The organism is Anaerococcus sp. mt242, from assembly GCF_016798225.1.
Lineage (GTDB): Bacteria > Bacillota > Clostridia > Tissierellales > Peptoniphilaceae > Anaerococcus.
Genome location: NZ_JAEUYX010000012.1, coordinates 1 through 15,779, shown reverse-complemented (window position 1 = coordinate 15,779; position 15,779 = coordinate 1). Strand labels below are relative to the sequence as shown.

Below are 15,779 nucleotides of genomic sequence, written 5' to 3'. Positions count from 1 at the left end.
TCCTAAACATCATCTCTATTTCTCCTTGTATTTACCCCACCAAATAATTCAATCGCAATATTATAAGTAATATGAACTATTATAGAATAATAAATATTCTTAGTTATTAGAACAATCATACCAAAAATAAGTCCAATAACTATTTTAGATAATCCATCATACTTTGAAAAGTAAAAGTGAATTATACCGAATGAAATTGATCCTAGCATAAATAATAACCCTCCCTTCACAAATTCTAATTGACTTATAGGGAATCTAAATATAAACTCCTCACCAATTGATATTATCAAGGATAAGATTAATCTTAATATTGATATATCATTAAAACTAGTATAAAATTTTATGTCTAGTATCAACAAATCATTTAATAAAATATTTTTTATTAATAAATCTATCATATAAATTAAAAAACCTATAATGATAAAACCTACGCATAATAAAAATTCAACATTCGTTGCCTGCATTATTAATTCCATCTTATAACGTAGTACTATGTATAATGCTAGACTAGTTGTCATAAGTATGTGTGCGGCCAACACTACAATTCTAGAATGAATTAACTTATCTAACATCCTCTGGACTAAGGGAAATACCAGAAAGATTAATAGAGAATAGTTAAACATTAATTTTTAATTCCAAAGGACATAGTGGAAATTGGATAATCATTTTCTGTTAAAGAAAGTAATTTTTCTAATTCATTTTCTAAAAAACCCGCAACTATACAAGAAGATACGCCTAAATACTCTCCAAGTAATTGCATATACGCTGTTGCAATTCCTGCATCCATATGCACCATTCTATAGGCACGCTTATAATATTTAGGAACTATTCTAGATAAGTCTGATACAATTGTTACTATAAAATTAGAATATACAGTAAATTCATTTTGATAATTGACATACTTCTCAGCTAATCTCATATTTCCATGTTCAATTTGTATGAGCTCATCATTAATAAAATCATAATAATATATTCCACTTTCTACTCCAGTAACTTTATTTACGAATACATACAGATCAAGATGGTTGAGACCGCCAGCACTATTAACGAATCTAAAAGGATATTCTCTTTGATCATAAGCTCCTCGTGCAGTACGTTTTTTTCCAAAGCTATAGTGTAGAATTGTACTGAATTGCTCAAAAGATACTTCTTCGTTTTTATAATCACGAATAGAATATCTTTGAGTTATAACCTTTTTCAAATCACAATTTGATATATCTTCACAAGGTTTTAATTTTATTCTTTTAGCATTACTATTAATTATATTTTCTTTATTATGTGAAATATGGTATTCATCATGTAAATATTTATTATATTCTTTTGTCTTGTAAGGAGTATCGTCAATTATTTCATGAATTATAGCAACTTGCTCTATATCTGGTAAATTAGCTATTTTGTTAGAAATTTCTTTTATTTGATCTGAATACTTATTTAGTCTTATACCTTCCATTTTATCTCCTTAACATGTAATAATGCTAATAATACTTTTTTCAACTGAATCTATTCGGAATTTTTCATTTATATATCTAGACTCAAATCTTCGAATAATCTTAGAATCATCAGTACTATGTTCAACTAGTGAAAGTATTCTACCATAGTCTATGAGTGATTCTCTATAACCATATTCACCAAGAAATAGCATCTTCCTTATAGGTATAAATATAGGAATTATTACTATCTTATCAGTTAAGTCCATAGATAAAATTTTAGAAATTTTATCTATAAGATTTTTACCATTTTTTTCCCACGTAAATACAAAATTCTTTTTTGGTAAATATTGATATAAACTACCATCTACATAAAAAATTAAATCTACTGAAGAATAAAGTTCTATATCTTTTTTATTTAAATTATTAAGAATCTTTTTGATCTTATCGGAAAAAGAATCTATAAATACGTATTTTTCTTCTTTAATTACATATTCTGAATCATGAGGATGAACTGTTTTATTTCTCCAATCAACAGATACTTCATACAAATTTATATTTTCATCCATCTCATCTGAGTTCCAAAAATCTGAGTTTGCATGAAATAATTCTGCATAAGATACAAATTCATCTCTGGTATATCTAGAAGCATAATAGTCTAAATTTTTTTCGAAAACTTCAAATACGTTATCATTAAAGACATCATTTTCTTCTATATATCTTTTAAATGATGCTATCTGTTCACCTGAAAAGTCATCGTATTGTTCATTTTCATTTAATAACTTCTCCATAGCTTATATCTCCTTTCTATATAAATGGATGAGTAAGATTTGAGTCACCTTGACAACTAGGACATTTAGGAAATCGGAAAAGTTTTGTTTTTGAAAAATGCATTCTTTCAAAGTCAATAGATTGAGCAAAAGTATTAATTTGTGTTTGTTTTTTTATAAAATTCATTATAACTATTGACCAATCAAGTAACATGGCAGAATAAAAAGAACTTTTTTTCATAGTTCTTTTTTTTATAATTTCTTCTTTCATTATTTGATACTCTAATAAATTATGGAAAGACGATTCTCTTAAAAGTTCAAAGTCATTGTAGCACCCTTTGTACTTAGGTTCTAATAGAGGTAATACTATTCCTTCATCCCCATCCATATAAGAAAAGATAGCGTCTTTATTTTCTTCAACGATGTATGAATTTATTGTATAGAAAATATCTGGTCTAAAACTATTAGAGAAAACTAATATCATTTCTGAGTTTTTTATATACTTTTCTAGCTCTGAATTATCTTCTGATACATTTTCGATTTCAAAAAAAGCATCCATAATAAAATCCATTTGGTTAAGTTTAGTTTCTATAAGTTTTTTATCATCTATTGTTGAAATGACCATTACTTTATTTAGAACAGAATCATTGTTAACTCTTCTTATTACTTCTAATTCTAAAAGTTTTTGTATAAATTCTTTTGACTCATCTCCAATATATTTTTTAACATTATTGGAAAATTTTTCCTCGTCTATAGGATACTTCTCAATTTCAAATATATATTCCAATACATCAGTATTATTTTCGTCAATTATATTAAATGAGTAATTTGACATACTACCTTTTTTGACAAGATAGTTTGCTTTGGTGCAACGAAAAAATTCTAAATCGTTATATAGATTAATCATATATGTACATCCCCTTTTTATATTTACTTATCTTCTAAAAATAGTTCAAAATCAAGAACATCCCCGTAATAAGAAATATGAGACAGTTCTATTATGGAGTTATTCGATAAATCCAAATCCGGTCTTTGTTTCATTAACAATTTTATACCTTCACGGAATTCATTTTCATTGTTTGTGATAGCTAATTTCACCCCCTCATTTATTGAAAAATTTTTTTCCAATTCATATTGTGGATGCCTTTTAAAAAAATTACTAAGTCCATCATTTATAGAAATTGGAACACGAATTTGCATCAACATAGTTTTTTTAGTTGGATTTTTACCTACAACCTTACTAATAACGATATTTTTATGCTCTATTCCAATTTTTCTAAGTTTAGGCATAATCATATCAAGCTCTTTTTTTATAATTTGCGGCTGTGTTACTTCTCTTTCGAAGAAAAATAAATCCTCAAAATTTAGTCTTTCAGTTCTAACTAACTCACTCATAAGTATCCCTTCACACTTATATTAAAATCCTAATGAAACAATAAATTATTCTTTTATGATTTGAAGTGTATAATCATCAATTTTAAACCATCGATATTTTAATAACCAACAATATATTAAACGTTTATCCATCTTATAAGATATAATTAACACATTTATTATGTTATCTAAGTTTTATTTAGAATTTATTATTATTCTGTAAATAATATGTAAAAATATTTAAAATTATTTTGTAATCAAATTTATATAAAAACTAATCAATATTAATAATTTACTATTTAAATAATAATTAGTTCATTGTTAAAAATCAAGGTTACAGGAAAGTCCTAATTGACTTATAGTCCTATATTACTCACTGCTATAAATTGATTAACCTTAATTTACTAGTATAGTTCATATCTGGTAGAATCTTTTTTACACCTAGTTTATGTATATAATAACTCCTTTTAAAATTTCGAGGACACCAAAATTTTGGCCTTAACATCAGACATAAATCTATATTTATGACTGATGTTTTTTGTTCACTTAAGTAAGTTGAACGAACGAATGTGAGTGAAACAAAAAACCACCCGCTATGCAGGTGGAGGAATTTAACTTCAAGCCAAAAAATTCCCGCTTGATATATAATTGTGATAACCACATGCACAATTAAAACAAGGAGAATTTAATGGACAAGAATAGTTTATAACACACTAAATGACATTGTAAATATCATGTAGTATTTGCACCAAAATATCGAAGAGAAGCAATATATGGGAAATTAAAAAAAGATATAGGCCAAATACTTAGAAAACTGTGTCAACGAAAAGGAATCTATATAATAGAAGCAGAACTTTGTGTAGACCATGTTCATATGATGATAGAAATACCACCAAAATATAGCATATCAGAAATAATGGGATATTTAAGGGAAAAAGTTATTAATAATATTTGATCGTCATGCAAATCTAAAATATAAATATGGGAATAGACATTTCTGGTGCAGGAGTTATTATGTGGATACAGTAGGACGAGATGAAAAAATGATAAAAGAATATATACGAAATCAATTATAAGAAAATTATTTTAGCGATCAAATAAGTCTTAAGGAATACTATGACTCGTTTACGGGTGAGTCAGTAGCAAAAGGTAAATAAATAATTGCTTAAGCTGTAGCTGGTAGTTCTGATTATTTGTACTTTTCCCTAGGGGAAAGTCGAGTTTATTAAGCTGCTCTCTTTCTTCTATAATTCTACTAATGTGAAGAAGCCTAATTTCTCTTTTATTCTTTCTTAACTGTAGTATTTTATATATACATATATGGATTGTTTTAGTTAATCATAGAATTTGTAATTTTGACCATAATACATTTCTTATTTTAGTATTACAAAGAAGTTTCCCATAGGAGAATTATCTATACAATTACATTTTCTTGACATACTTTGAGTTATTCCATATTCTTTAAGTCTTTTTGTGTACTGATTTATCTGATATCCCCATCCTTGATCTGAATGAATTATTCTTCTTTCTTTGCAGTCACTTGTTATATTGATGGTTTCTTCTAGTGAGATTAAGATTGCTTGTATTGTTGGTTTTTACTTATGGAGTATGATATTACCCCACTATTTTACATATCTAGAAATACATTAAGTATAGTTTACCTATTCGGGTATTCCCTTTATCTTAAGAAGTGTAAGATTTAAATTCTGATGTATCTATTGTTATCTTTTAATGCGGTAGTGGTGATTTAAAATTACAATTTATTGTGTTATCTAATAACTTTCCTATCTTCCTTTGTATGATGAATACTTAGATTTCCTACCAAAGCTTGTAACTTGTAGTTTTAGCTTTTGGACTAATCTTTGTACTTTCTTTTTGTTTATGAATATTCCTTAGCTTTTTTCATGTGCCCTGGATACCAGTTTATATTGATTGACATAATTTTATCCTTATTTACTAAATATATTATACATAAGATCAAATTATTATCTATAAAATTTAAAATAATGAGAATATATTTTAAAAATTCATTCTTACGTTAAAAAACGACTCTATTTTAAGTCCTTTATTTTATAATTTATTAATAATTATAAAATTTATATTAATTTTCTAAACCTTCAAAATATTCATTGCAAAATTTATCCCATTTTAGTATATGATCCTTATGACTTAAAAGAATCAAATCTTTGACAGCTTTTATTCCTCTTTTTCCGATTTCTTTTACAAAATAATATGTTCCGTCAAAGATTTCTGTTATGAAAGCATAGATAAGAGAAAAGCCTAGATTATAAACAAGATATAATCTTGTATGACCATCAAGTGAAATATATTTATCTTCATATTTCGCAACTGAAATTATAATATCCTCACTGTTTTTAGCAAAAGTTTTTATTGCATCTAGCTTTTTTCTATCAATATAAAATTGTGTGGGTTGTATGTTATCAAGATCTAACTTAAATATTTTAGGAGACTTACTTTATAAGAGCCAAATTTTTAGATATTATTTTGATTTGATAGAGAAATTTGTCATTTACCACAAAGCATCCATGTTGATTAAGAGCTGCTTGGTCAAATCTTTTGTCATCATATGAATCTATTCTTTGGATATCTATTTCATTTATTAATCTATCCTTCTTATCTTAATACTTTTTATAGTTTAGTCTTTCACAATTTGGGATAAATTTTAAAAAAGGGACTGTTGAAAACAGATAAAATGTTCCAAAATCATTCGAGCGCCCCCTCAGAAAGTATCTCAATCAGCCGACGGGATATGCCTCCATAAGCCGGCGGGCTAAGTCTCTAACTTTCTGTGAGTGTACTCTAATAACGGAACAATGATTATCTATCAATTTCCAACAGTCCCTGATTTCTAATAATTAGTTTTTTCTTTTACTTTTGTAGCTTTACCTTGACGTCCACGTAGGTAGTTAAGTTTTGCACGACGTACTTTACCGTGTCTTGTTACTACTAGTTTTTCGATTCTTGGTGAGTTATAAAGGAAAGTTCTTTCAACACCTACACCATAAGAAATTCTTCTTAGTGTGAATGCTTTATTTACTCCACCTTCTTTAATTTTGATAACTGTACCTTCAAAGTCTTGAAGTCTAGTTTTTTCACCTTCTTTAATTCTGTAAGATATTCTAACTGTATCTCCTACGTTAAAGTCAAATTGGTCTTCACGTAAGTTTTCTTGTTCAATTTTTTTAATTAAGTCCATTTTTATTCTCCTCTCTTAGGAATTTTTCGTATAAGTCTGGTCTGACTCTTTTAGTTTTTTCTATTGCTGATTTTTTATTCCAAGCTGCAATTTTTTTATGATCTCCACTTAGTAAGTCTTGTGGCACCATATATCCATTAAATTCGCGTGGCTTGGTGAATTCATCTTGTTGCAATAATGTATTGTAATGTGAATCTGTAACTAGGGATTCTTCTTTACCAACGACACCTTCTATAAATCTTGCCATAGAGTCGATTACTACCATAGCAGGGATTTCTCCTCCTGTAAGGACATAATCTCCAATTGAGATTTCATAATCTACATAGTGGTTGGTTATTCTTGCATCTATACCTTCATAGTGACCACAAATAAGTATAAGATGTTTAATTTCTGCAAAGTCGATTGCTAATTTCTGATTGAATTGAGATCCTGCGGCAGACATATATGCTACCTTGGATCCAGGTTTTTTTACAGTCATTAAAGCATCATATATAGGTTGAGGTCTCATAAGCATTCCTGCTGCTCCACCATAAACTGTATCGTCTACATGATTATGCTTGTCGTTTGAAAAATCTCTTATATTTACAAATTCAAGTTCTAATAATCCTTTTGAAATAGCCTTTCCTATGACTCCATAAGTTTTTAGAAATTCAAAACTTTCTGGAAATAGGGTCAGGATGGTTATTTTATTCATAGTCACTAAAGTTTTCTACTTCTATAAAGCCATTTTCTATATCAACATTTTTTACAGTAGCATTTAAAGCTGGAAAGTAAACTTCATCTTTTTCTGTTTTTATAACATAAACATCATTTGGATAAACGCCTGTGATAACATCTGTGATTTTGCCTACTATTTGCCCATGGCTTTTCACATCTAGTCCAACTAATTCAAAAACATAATACTCATCTTCGTTTAGATCTCCAAGATCAGAATCTTCTATGGTTATATCCTTGCCCACAAATTTAAGAACATCATTTATATCATCATATTCTTTAAATTTGATAACCTTTAGTCCTTTTTGATCAAAGGATGATTCTACTGTAAGCTCCTCATCTCCGATTAGTAATTTTGCCCCGTTTTCAAATCTTTTTTCATAATCGCTTAGACTTTTTACTTTTAGATTACCACGTACACCGTGAGTAGTTACTATCTCTGCTACTGTTATTCTCATATTTTTATATTAACCTTAACATTTTCTTTTATAGCTGCTGATCTTGCGATAGTACGGATTGAGTTTATAATATTTCCTCTAACTCCTATTACTCTGCCTTTATCAGATTCAGCTACGTGGATTATGATGTTAACTTCGCCGTCATTACGGTTTTCTTCGATTTCTACTTGATCTTTTTCTTCTACAAGTTCTTTTACTATTGTTTCTACTAGTTCTTTCATAATTCTTAAGCTAGTACATCATTGTCATTGAAAAGTTTTTCAACGATTGATGTTGGTTTTGCACCAGTGCCAACCCAATATTTTGCTCTTTCGTTATCGATTTTAAATTCTTTAGGTTCGCTTACTGGATTGTAATATCCGATTTCTTCGATGAATTTACCATCTCTTGGGCTTCTGCTATCTGCTACAACAACTCTGTAGAATGGTCTTTTCTTTTGTCCCATTCTTTTTAATCTAATTTTTACTGCCATTTTTACTTCCTTTCATTTTGACGTTTGAAACAAATTAAATATTTAAATATTATTTAGCTATTAAAAAGGGAATTTAGGCATTTTTGGCATTCTCATACCTCTGCCTTTCTTTCCTTTTCCTTGCATATTTGAAACTTGTTTCATCATTTTTTTCAGTTCTTTAAACTGTTTTAAGAGTTTATTCAACTCTTTTACATTAACTCCAGATCCTTTTGATATACGATCTTTGCGGCTTTTGCCTATTATTTCTGGTTTTGCTCTCTCTGCTGGTGTCATGGAGCTTATAAGTGCTTCAATTCTTTCAAAGCCTAAGTCATCTACGTTAATTTGCTTAAGCATTTTATTATTTACACCAGGTATCATTGCAAGTAAGTCTTCTAATGGACCCATATTTCTGATTTGATTGATTTGCTCCATAAAATCATCTAGAGTATAGGTTTGATTTCTCATCTTTTCTTCAAGCTCTTTGGCATTTTGAAGATCGATTTGGGCTTCTGCTTTTTCTATTAAAGATAAAACATCTCCCATTCCTAAAATTCTATTTGCCATCCTATCAGGATAAAATGACTCTAGGTCTTCTAGTTTTTCACCTACACCGACAAATTTTATTGGTTTACCAACTACTTGTCTTATGGATAAAGCTGCCCCACCTCTGGCATCACCGTCAAGCTTGGTGAGTATTACACCTGTGATGTCAAGATATTCATCAAATGTTTTTGCAACATTTACTGCTTCTTGTCCTGTCATAGCATCTACTACTAAGAGGATTTCGTCAGGTTTTGTTGCTTCTTTGATTGCTTTTAGCTCTTCCATCAAATCAGTATCTATTTGAAGACGCCCTGCTGTATCGAGGATGACTGTATCATAATTATTTGCCCTTGCAAAATCTTTTGCATTTTGAGCTGTAATTACTGGGTCTTGTTTGCCCTCTTCAAAAACTGGAACTCCTGCTTTGTTACCAACTACTTTTAATTGGTCAATAGCTGCTGGCCTATAAATGTCTAGGGCCGCGAGCATTGGGTTTCTGTTTTCGCTTTTAAGTTTGTGTACTAATTTACCTGAGTGAGTAGTTTTACCAGAACCTTGAAGCCCTACCATCATTACCATATGTGGTGTGCTTCCTTTAAGATCTAGTTTGGAGTTTTCTTTTCCCATCAAATTGGTTAGCTCTTCATTTACGATTTTAACTACCATTTGACCTGGGCTTAGTGACTGCATGACATCTTCGCCTAATGCGCGTTCTTTTACTGTTTTTACAAATTCTTTTACGACTTTGTAGTTAACATCAGCTTCAAGAAGTGAAAGTCTTATCTCTCTCATTGCACTATCGATGTCTTTTTCTGTTAATTTTCCTTTTCCGGTTAGCTTACCAAGGGTTTCTTGGAGTCTATCGGATAGGCCTTCAAACACCATATTATCACTCCCTAAATTTTTTCAATTTCTTCTGTTATCTTTTCAATTGCTTGTTCATAATTTGAACTTTCCATCAGCTCTCTTATACTCATAAGAGCATCCTTGAGCCCCTCTTTTTTTTCTAGCAAAGAAAGCTCATCTTCAAACTCAAATAATTTGTCAACTGAACGAGTCATCATATCTGAAATTGCTTGCTTGGATTTGTTATTATTATCCGCAATCTCTTGTAAGGATAAATCCTCGTTATAATAGCAATTTATAACATCACGTTGTTTTTCATTTAGTAGCGGTCCATAAATGTCGAATAGTTCGGCCACTTTAACAATTTTTTCCATAATGCTCCACTAATATTCTTGTAATTTACAAAAATTACTGTGTCAATAAAATTTCTTGACCTATGCATTATACAACGTATCTAAATGAGTGTCAAGGATTTTTCTTGACATATAAAAAGAAGACCAAATGGCCTTCCTTTAGTGCTTATTAATTATATTTTTTAACTTATTTTTCAGCTACTATTGCAACATATGATCCCTTGTCATATCCTTCTACCGCTTCTTCTACGTAGTCATCTGAGTATGCTGGATCTGTTGTTAATGTTTGATAGTATTTGAAGTTTTTAAATCCTATATTTTCTAGTACATCACGTTTTTCTGGTGTAGTTGTCATTACTGTAGATGTAATTAGTTCTATTGGATATGGTGATTTTGGTAAGATTCCCTCAAAATTTGGCAAATCAAATGTTTTGGCATGGCTTGCAAATTGATAAAGAATTCCAAATGGACTTTCTTTTGGCACATCGATTACTACAATGTGTCCGCCTGGTTTTAGTGCTTTATAAACTGTTTTGTAGGCACTTTCTAAGTCTTCTATATATGTTGATGAACCATTTAGGTAAATGCAGTCATAGTATTCATCTTCTAGCTTAGCATCTTCGATTATACCTACAATTACATTTAAACCTCTTTTTTCTGCAATCTTAGCCATATCTTCTGATGGTTCTAATCCGTCAGTAATGGTAATTCCCCTATCTTTTAGAGAAACTTCAAACAAACCACTTCCACAACCAACTGATAGTGATTTTTCTGTATTTACACTTTTAAGAGCCATCTCTACGACATTTAGCTCTGTTAAATACATATTTTCATTTTCCATAAACCATTCATCATATTTATTAGCATATCCATCAAATTTTGCTTTCATACTCATCTCCTTATTATATCCAAATTCACAATTAAAAATAAAAAACTCTTTTTTCTTATATTCGGAAAAAAGAGTTATCATTGCTTTTTTATTTCCCTACGCAACTATTACGTTTATCAGGTTTGCGGGTATAATCTCAGCACTTGGCACCCCGAATACAAAAAGAAATATTTAACTGTTACTTATACTATATCAGTTATATAGAAAATTTAAAGTAATATGAGGTATGGTTTACTTATTGGAGGATTTATGAAATTTATTGACTATTTATACGAAAAAACTGAGGACATTTGGCAGGATCTTTACAATCATCCTTTTATATTAGGTTTGATAAATGGAGACCTTGAAGTGTCTAAATTTAAATATTACCTTGAAGAAGACTACATTTACCTATGGGACCATGTCAAAATTTTTGCTATTGGTATTACAAAAACAAATAATAAGGATATTATCCGCAAATTTTCCTATCTTTTAAATAATTGCATGGAAAATGAGATGGCCATCCACCGTGGGGTCATGCGTGATTTTGGTATAGATGCTAAAGAAATTGAAAAAAGACATTCAAATCTTACTAATCTTTCTTATTCAAATTATAGGATTTCTCAATCATTAATTGGGGGTTATGAAGAAATCTTGATGGTCCTTATGGCTTGCGATTTAGGATATGTAAATATTTTTAGATATATAGATAAGGTAAATCCCGAGGCAAAAAATCATGATGTTTACGGCAAATTTATAACTGGATATCTAGATCCTGTTTATCTTTCATATGTAGATGGGACAGTTGATGAAATAAATGAAATTGGCATGGATATGACTGATACAAAAAGAGATATTTTGATAGATATTTTTAAAAATTGTCTGCTTTATGAACTTAAGTTTTGGGATATGGTTTATAACGAAGGCGATGTATTTTAAAAATAAAAGCTTGCTAGATACTAGCAAGCTTTTTATCTTTATGGAAGATTGTTAAATGGGTTAATACTACTATTTTCCTCCTCATTTTTTTCTACTTTATTTTCTGGACTAGCTTGTTTATATTCATCTACATTTGATGAATCTATTTTGAATGTAAAGTTAACTTTTTGCTCTTTTCCATCTCTGATTAATGTGATTTCTGCACTTTGGCCTATTTGATAATCAAGAAGAACCTTTCTTAATGATGCCATATCAGTCACTTTTTTGCCGTCAACTGCAGTAATTACATCTCCTTTTTGGAAAACCCCATTTTGATCAAAGTCGCTAAATACATATACACCATCCACATCCTCAAGAGCTCCCATGTTTGCTTGTGGGAATTGTTTAAAATAGTCTAGGGATTGTCCAGTTATGCCTAGATATACTGACTTATATTCTCCATTTTTTATTATTTGTTCGATTACACTTTTTACAGTATTGATTGGTATAGCAAAACCAATACCATCACTATTTCCAGCTTTTGCAGAGTTGATACCGATTTGTTGGCCCTTTGAGTTTAGTAAGGCTCCACCAGAGTTTCCAGAGTTTATAGCAGCATCTGTTTGCATTAAACCATCCATTTGTGCTCCAGTTTGAAAACTTACTGTACGATTAAGTCCTGAGATTATTCCGCTAGTCACTGTAGATTGAAGTTCAAAACCAAGTGGGTTTCCAATAGCTACAACCCTATCACCTACTCCCACATCATCACTATCAGCTAGTTCCATTGCTGGTAGATTTTTCTTTTCTACTTTAATAATAGCTAAATCTAGGGTTGAGTCATTCCAAACAAGTTTTGCTGGTGTGGTTGTACCATCATTAAAAAGTACACTAATTTCACTAGTATCACCGTTACTTACTACGTGAGAATTAGTTAATATATATCCATCACTGCTGACAATAGATCCTGATCCGATTCCTTCAACATATCCAGATTGTGGACCCCAAAATGTTTCTTGGGTAACCTGAGACTTGGTTGTAATTCCTACAACGCTATTTATAGATTTTTTTACAACCTTAGACTCCATGGATGCGCCAGAATCATCAGCATCAAGATTTCCTATACTCTTATCTATTTCTTTTTTTGAAACATTCGCTTCTTCTGCCTTTGTTTGTGGAGGATTAGCAGCTTCATTGCTACTATTATCATTAGTCATTGCTCCAAAACCATTAGTTAACAAAAATACCAAAAGTCCACCTATAAGAGCTCCTGTGAGAGCTGATAAAAAATTAGGTAGAGAACTTTTTTTATCAGAAGTTTTATTAGACATAAATTATTCCTTTCTATAAATATTATTTAATTATGATTATATGATACTCTTTTTGAGATTAAGATTTTGTTAAGGATTTATTATACTATTTGTTATTTTTATCTGACAATATGGCTAAATATGATGCTAAATTGTCTTTTCCAGATTTTAACTTATCATTAAATACTTTGGATAAAGTTTCTTTTCCTTTTTTGCTAGAAATATCCTCTATATTCATTTCCCCCTTATAGATCATCTCCATAATTGTTATATATGCTGCTCCTAGGGCTGCTGTTATGATACCTGCAGTAGTTGCAGATATTGCACCCCCTGCTACAGATCCAGCTCCTGGTACTAATTTAAATACATTTGAAACCACAGTTCTACCTAAAAGTGTTGCTCCTCCAGATCCTATTGTTGAAGATAATAGAGCTGTTATAACTGTTTTATTAATCTCAAAACCAAATACTACTGTGATAGAAGCTATCATAGTAACTTGGGTTGGTATTAAAAGTGCAGCGTCTGCAAAAGGAATTGGGGCCGCCCCCTCGCTTGTAGCTGTTAGTGCTGCAGTTGCTACAATTTTAGAGGCTCTTCGCTTTTTTTCAGATAAACTTGCTATTTGCACATGTTGTAGAGTATCCATAAGCTCATCAGGCATGGCCTCACCCATTACTTGGATTAATGTATCCAGACCAAAAGCTTTTACAGTACCCAGACCTTCAATTTCATAGTCTTTTGCAAGTACTGGTATCACTTGGATAATATCTAAATTCTCATCTAAAATAAGATTTTTCATTTCTTCTGCATTTTTCTTAGAAATAGTCTGAGTTAAAACTACTATAATTGGCACTTGTGTAGAATTATTTTCTTCCGATAGCTCTCTTAACCATTCTATTTCCTCAGGTTCAATCCTATTTGAACCAGTATTTATACAATACCAAATACAGTGTATGGCTTTATTTATATCATTATAAGCAAGACCATCTTTAATAGTATCAAGTATTTCCTTCTTCACATCTTCTTGGACATCCTTGCCTAGTTCAAATCCTCTAGTGTCATAGATTGCTAATGGTATATCTTTTTTACTAATCTTTCTCATATGATTTGTAACTGGTCTACCCATCCCTGTTTGTACGATATTATCTTTAAAAACAGCATTTATTAAAGTAGATTTTCCTACTCCGGTTTTCCCAGCTACTATTATATTTAAGGTATTTAAATTTTTTATTTTCTCATTGATTGCATTGATTGTATCTTGGGCAACTTTATTAATATCATTAAGCATATTAGCTCCTTAGAAATTTAGTTTTTATAAGCATATTGTACTTATAAGAGTATTTTTAACAATAAAAAAGGAGCCATAAGGCCCCTTTACTTATAATTTTATTATTTGCTTTTTTCTAGTAAGTTCAATGTATCCTCTGTGCTTAAAACATAAGTATAAATTACATTCATTATTTTAAGTTCTGCATCATGAAGCTCTTCTGAAGCTGCAATGCAAGCATCATGTACTGTTATAACATCATAACCAGCATCAGCAAGACCTCTTACAGTAGAAGCCACACATTGGTCAGTAACCATTCCGCAGACAACAACAGTTTCTATTTCCATATTGTCTAATAAGTGTAGATAATTCGTTCCAGTTGTTACAGAGTCAGTTGTCTTATAAACAACTATTTCATCATCAATTGGTTTTAAAGAATCTACAACCTCTGCTGCAAATGAATTTACAGGCATGAGCATATTATTCCAACCATCAGATTTTTGAACTGGTGATCTATCACGTCCATCTTCTCTTTGGCAAGCAATAAGTCCATATGAAACTAATAAATCATTGTCTCTAAAATATTTTAAAACTTTTTCAGTATTAGGTAAAGCAACTTCATGCATTTTGTCAAAATATGGTTTCCAAGAATCCCACATACCTTGTTCTTTAAATTCCTTAGCTTCTCCAAAATCAGTCAGACAAAATTCATTTTGATAGTCAACAATAAGAAGTATTGTCTTAGAAAGATCAATATCTAAATCAGGAAAATCATCTACATGCTCATAATATTTTGATACAAACTTTCTGTCTAATTTCATATAAACCTCCATATGCAATTGATGGCTATTGAATTTAACCATTGTGTTAAAGTTTTGTCTTTATAGTTATTATAACATAAATAAATCATTTTCCAATGTAAGATATCAAGCTATCGTAATCAAATTTGTAACAATTTAAAAAACAAACCCTTGTAAACATAGTACTTACAAGGGTTTATTGAAATCTGGCGCGTCATTGAGGATTCGAACCCCAGGCCTTCTGGTCCGTAGCCAGACGCTCTATCCAGCTGAGCTAATGACGCAAAAATTTAATTTTTTGTGCACTCAAGAAGTTTATGCTTCTCTCGCTTAGTTCTTCGGATTCGCTATGCTCATCTCGAAGATTTCAGATGCTATGCATCTGAAACACTACAAGTGACTTGGAGCGGGTGAAGGGAATCGAACCCTCGCAACCAGCTTGGAAGGCTGGGGCTCT

Annotated in this window: 18 protein-coding genes, 1 tRNA gene, 1 pseudogene and 1 riboswitch; of the genes and pseudogenes, 2 read left to right on the top strand and 18 right to left on the bottom strand. The window is 30.5% G+C overall.

The genetic code is table 11. The features are described from left to right. Window positions 1–2 precede the first annotated feature (2 nt). From JNO63_RS06005 to JNO63_RS05985, 5 genes are all read right to left on the bottom strand, one after another. Complete coding sequence (locus JNO63_RS06005; RefSeq protein ID WP_203127593.1) at window positions 3–572, bottom strand: CPBP family intramembrane glutamic endopeptidase; 570 nt, start codon at window positions 570–572, stop codon at window positions 3–5. A gap of 50 nt (window positions 573–622) precedes the next feature. Beyond that, complete coding sequence (locus JNO63_RS06000) at window positions 623–1,450, bottom strand: SagB family peptide dehydrogenase (protein WP_203127592.1); 828 nt, start codon at window positions 1,448–1,450, stop codon at window positions 623–625. 9 nt (window positions 1,451–1,459) lie between these two features. Continuing rightward, the gene (locus JNO63_RS05995) at window positions 1,460–2,218 is read right to left on the bottom strand and encodes a hypothetical protein (protein WP_203127591.1); all 759 of its coding nucleotides are present in this window, start codon (window positions 2,216–2,218) and stop codon (window positions 1,460–1,462) included. Between the two features lie 16 nt (window positions 2,219–2,234). Continuing rightward, the gene (locus JNO63_RS05990) at window positions 2,235–3,032 is read right to left on the bottom strand and encodes a hypothetical protein (RefSeq protein ID WP_203127590.1); all 798 of its coding nucleotides are present in this window, start codon (window positions 3,030–3,032) and stop codon (window positions 2,235–2,237) included. Between the two features lie 95 nt (window positions 3,033–3,127). Next, entirely contained in the window at window positions 3,128–3,592 is a 465-nt protein-coding gene (locus JNO63_RS05985; RefSeq protein WP_203127589.1) for a hypothetical protein, read from the bottom strand. 667 nt (window positions 3,593–4,259) lie between these two features. Between JNO63_RS05985 and tnpA the strand changes: the two are divergent. Next, a pseudogene (gene tnpA, locus JNO63_RS05980) lies at window positions 4,260–4,728 on the top strand (IS200/IS605 family transposase). Between the two features lie 216 nt (window positions 4,729–4,944). Here the strand turns inward: tnpA and JNO63_RS08750 are convergent. The 9 genes from JNO63_RS08750 to JNO63_RS05935 form a co-directional block, all read right to left on the bottom strand. After that, window positions 4,945–5,118, bottom strand: a complete 174-nt coding sequence (locus JNO63_RS08750) for a DDE-type integrase/transposase/recombinase (protein ID WP_443111043.1) — start codon at window positions 5,116–5,118, stop codon at window positions 4,945–4,947. 1,322 nt (window positions 5,119–6,440) lie between these two features. Further along, a complete protein-coding gene (gene rplS, locus JNO63_RS05970; RefSeq protein WP_203127588.1) occupies window positions 6,441–6,788 on the bottom strand; it encodes a 50S ribosomal protein L19 in 348 nt (115 codons plus the stop codon). Beyond that, window positions 6,775–7,482 (bottom strand): tRNA (guanosine(37)-N1)-methyltransferase TrmD, encoded by a 708-nt coding sequence (gene trmD, locus JNO63_RS05965; RefSeq protein WP_203127587.1) that lies wholly within the window; start codon window positions 7,480–7,482, stop codon window positions 6,775–6,777. The genes rplS and trmD overlap by 14 nt, the downstream gene beginning before the upstream one ends. Continuing rightward, a complete protein-coding gene (gene rimM / locus JNO63_RS05960; RefSeq protein WP_203127586.1) occupies window positions 7,475–7,960 on the bottom strand; it encodes a ribosome maturation factor RimM in 486 nt (161 codons plus the stop codon). Before rimM ends, trmD begins: the two co-directional genes overlap by 8 nt. Continuing rightward, on the bottom strand, window positions 7,957–8,181 hold the full coding sequence (locus JNO63_RS05955) for a KH domain-containing protein (RefSeq protein ID WP_203127585.1): 225 nt from the start codon (window positions 8,179–8,181) through the stop codon (window positions 7,957–7,959). Before JNO63_RS05955 ends, rimM begins: the two co-directional genes overlap by 4 nt. Before the next feature lie 5 nt (window positions 8,182–8,186). Next, entirely contained in the window at window positions 8,187–8,432 is a 246-nt protein-coding gene (gene rpsP, locus JNO63_RS05950; protein WP_101540903.1) for a 30S ribosomal protein S16, read from the bottom strand. A gap of 60 nt (window positions 8,433–8,492) precedes the next feature. Beyond that, complete coding sequence (gene ffh / locus JNO63_RS05945; protein WP_203127584.1) at window positions 8,493–9,845, bottom strand: signal recognition particle protein; 1,353 nt, start codon at window positions 9,843–9,845, stop codon at window positions 8,493–8,495. A gap of 11 nt (window positions 9,846–9,856) precedes the next feature. Further along, window positions 9,857–10,180 carry a YlxM family DNA-binding protein gene (gene ylxM / locus JNO63_RS05940; protein ID WP_115594946.1) on the bottom strand — a complete coding sequence of 108 codons (324 nt, stop codon included), beginning with the start codon at window positions 10,178–10,180 and terminating at the stop codon, window positions 9,857–9,859. 166 nt (window positions 10,181–10,346) lie between these two features. Further along, window positions 10,347–11,048 (bottom strand): class I SAM-dependent DNA methyltransferase, encoded by a 702-nt coding sequence (locus JNO63_RS05935; RefSeq protein ID WP_203127583.1) that lies wholly within the window; start codon window positions 11,046–11,048, stop codon window positions 10,347–10,349. 76 nt (window positions 11,049–11,124) lie between these two features. Then, window positions 11,125–11,212: riboswitch (TPP riboswitch) on the bottom strand. Between the two features lie 85 nt (window positions 11,213–11,297). On the opposite strand from JNO63_RS05935, the gene tenA reads away from it, so the two are divergent. After that, window positions 11,298–11,966 carry a thiaminase II gene (gene tenA / locus JNO63_RS05930; RefSeq protein WP_203127582.1) on the top strand — a complete coding sequence of 223 codons (669 nt, stop codon included), beginning with the start codon at window positions 11,298–11,300 and terminating at the stop codon, window positions 11,964–11,966. A 38-nt stretch (window positions 11,967–12,004) separates the two neighbouring features. Here the strand turns inward: tenA and JNO63_RS05925 are convergent, their stop codons facing one another. The 4 genes from JNO63_RS05925 to JNO63_RS05910 all read right to left on the bottom strand — a co-directional run bounded on the left by JNO63_RS05925 (window position 12,005) and on the right by JNO63_RS05910 (window position 15,606). Next, entirely contained in the window at window positions 12,005–13,276 is a 1,272-nt protein-coding gene (locus JNO63_RS05925) for a S1C family serine protease (protein ID WP_203127581.1), read from the bottom strand. 85 nt (window positions 13,277–13,361) lie between these two features. Then, window positions 13,362–14,543, bottom strand: a complete 1,182-nt coding sequence (locus JNO63_RS05920) for a YcjF family protein (protein ID WP_203127580.1) — start codon at window positions 14,541–14,543, stop codon at window positions 13,362–13,364. Window positions 14,544–14,644: 101 nt separating this feature from the next. Then, entirely contained in the window at window positions 14,645–15,343 is a 699-nt protein-coding gene (locus JNO63_RS05915; RefSeq protein ID WP_203127579.1) for a cysteine hydrolase family protein, read from the bottom strand. A 186-nt stretch (window positions 15,344–15,529) separates the two neighbouring features. Continuing rightward, window positions 15,530–15,606: transfer RNA gene (locus tag JNO63_RS05910), tRNA-Arg, on the bottom strand. Window positions 15,607–15,779: the final 173 nt, after the last annotated feature.

Excerpts from the sequence above, each read along its gene's own strand:
- JNO63_RS06005 (WP_203127593.1), bottom strand. The coding sequence starts at position 572 with ATGTTAGATAAGTTAATTCATTCTAGAATTGTAGTGTTGGCCGCACAC.
- JNO63_RS06000 (WP_203127592.1), bottom strand. The coding sequence starts at position 1,450 with ATGGAAGGTATAAGACTAAATAAGTATTCAGATCAAATAAAAGAAATT.
- JNO63_RS05995 (WP_203127591.1), bottom strand. The coding sequence starts at position 2,218 with ATGGAGAAGTTATTAAATGAAAATGAACAATACGATGACTTTTCAGGT.
- JNO63_RS05990 (WP_203127590.1), bottom strand. The coding sequence starts at position 3,032 with ATGTCAAATTACTCATTTAATATAATTGACGAAAATAATACTGATGTA.
- JNO63_RS05985 (WP_203127589.1), bottom strand. The coding sequence starts at position 3,592 with ATGAGTGAGTTAGTTAGAACTGAAAGACTAAATTTTGAGGATTTATTT.
- rplS (WP_203127588.1), bottom strand. The coding sequence starts at position 6,788 with ATGGACTTAATTAAAAAAATTGAACAAGAAAACTTACGTGAAGACCAA.
- trmD (WP_203127587.1), bottom strand. The coding sequence starts at position 7,482 with ATGAATAAAATAACCATCCTGACCCTATTTCCAGAAAGTTTTGAATTT.
- rimM (WP_203127586.1), bottom strand. The coding sequence starts at position 7,960 with ATGAGAATAACAGTAGCAGAGATAGTAACTACTCACGGTGTACGTGGT.
- JNO63_RS05955 (WP_203127585.1), bottom strand. The coding sequence starts at position 8,181 with ATGAAAGAACTAGTAGAAACAATAGTAAAAGAACTTGTAGAAGAAAAA.
- rpsP (WP_101540903.1), bottom strand. The coding sequence starts at position 8,432 with ATGGCAGTAAAAATTAGATTAAAAAGAATGGGACAAAAGAAAAGACCA.
- ffh (WP_203127584.1), bottom strand. The coding sequence starts at position 9,845 with ATGGTGTTTGAAGGCCTATCCGATAGACTCCAAGAAACCCTTGGTAAG.
- ylxM (WP_115594946.1), bottom strand. The coding sequence starts at position 10,180 with ATGGAAAAAATTGTTAAAGTGGCCGAACTATTCGACATTTATGGACCG.
- JNO63_RS05935 (WP_203127583.1), bottom strand. The coding sequence starts at position 11,048 with ATGAAAGCAAAATTTGATGGATATGCTAATAAATATGATGAATGGTTT.
- tenA (WP_203127582.1), top strand. The coding sequence starts at position 11,298 with ATGAAATTTATTGACTATTTATACGAAAAAACTGAGGACATTTGGCAG.
- JNO63_RS05925 (WP_203127581.1), bottom strand. The coding sequence starts at position 13,276 with ATGTCTAATAAAACTTCTGATAAAAAAAGTTCTCTACCTAATTTTTTA.
- JNO63_RS05920 (WP_203127580.1), bottom strand. The coding sequence starts at position 14,543 with ATGCTTAATGATATTAATAAAGTTGCCCAAGATACAATCAATGCAATC.
- JNO63_RS05915 (WP_203127579.1), bottom strand. The coding sequence starts at position 15,343 with ATGAAATTAGACAGAAAGTTTGTATCAAAATATTATGAGCATGTAGAT.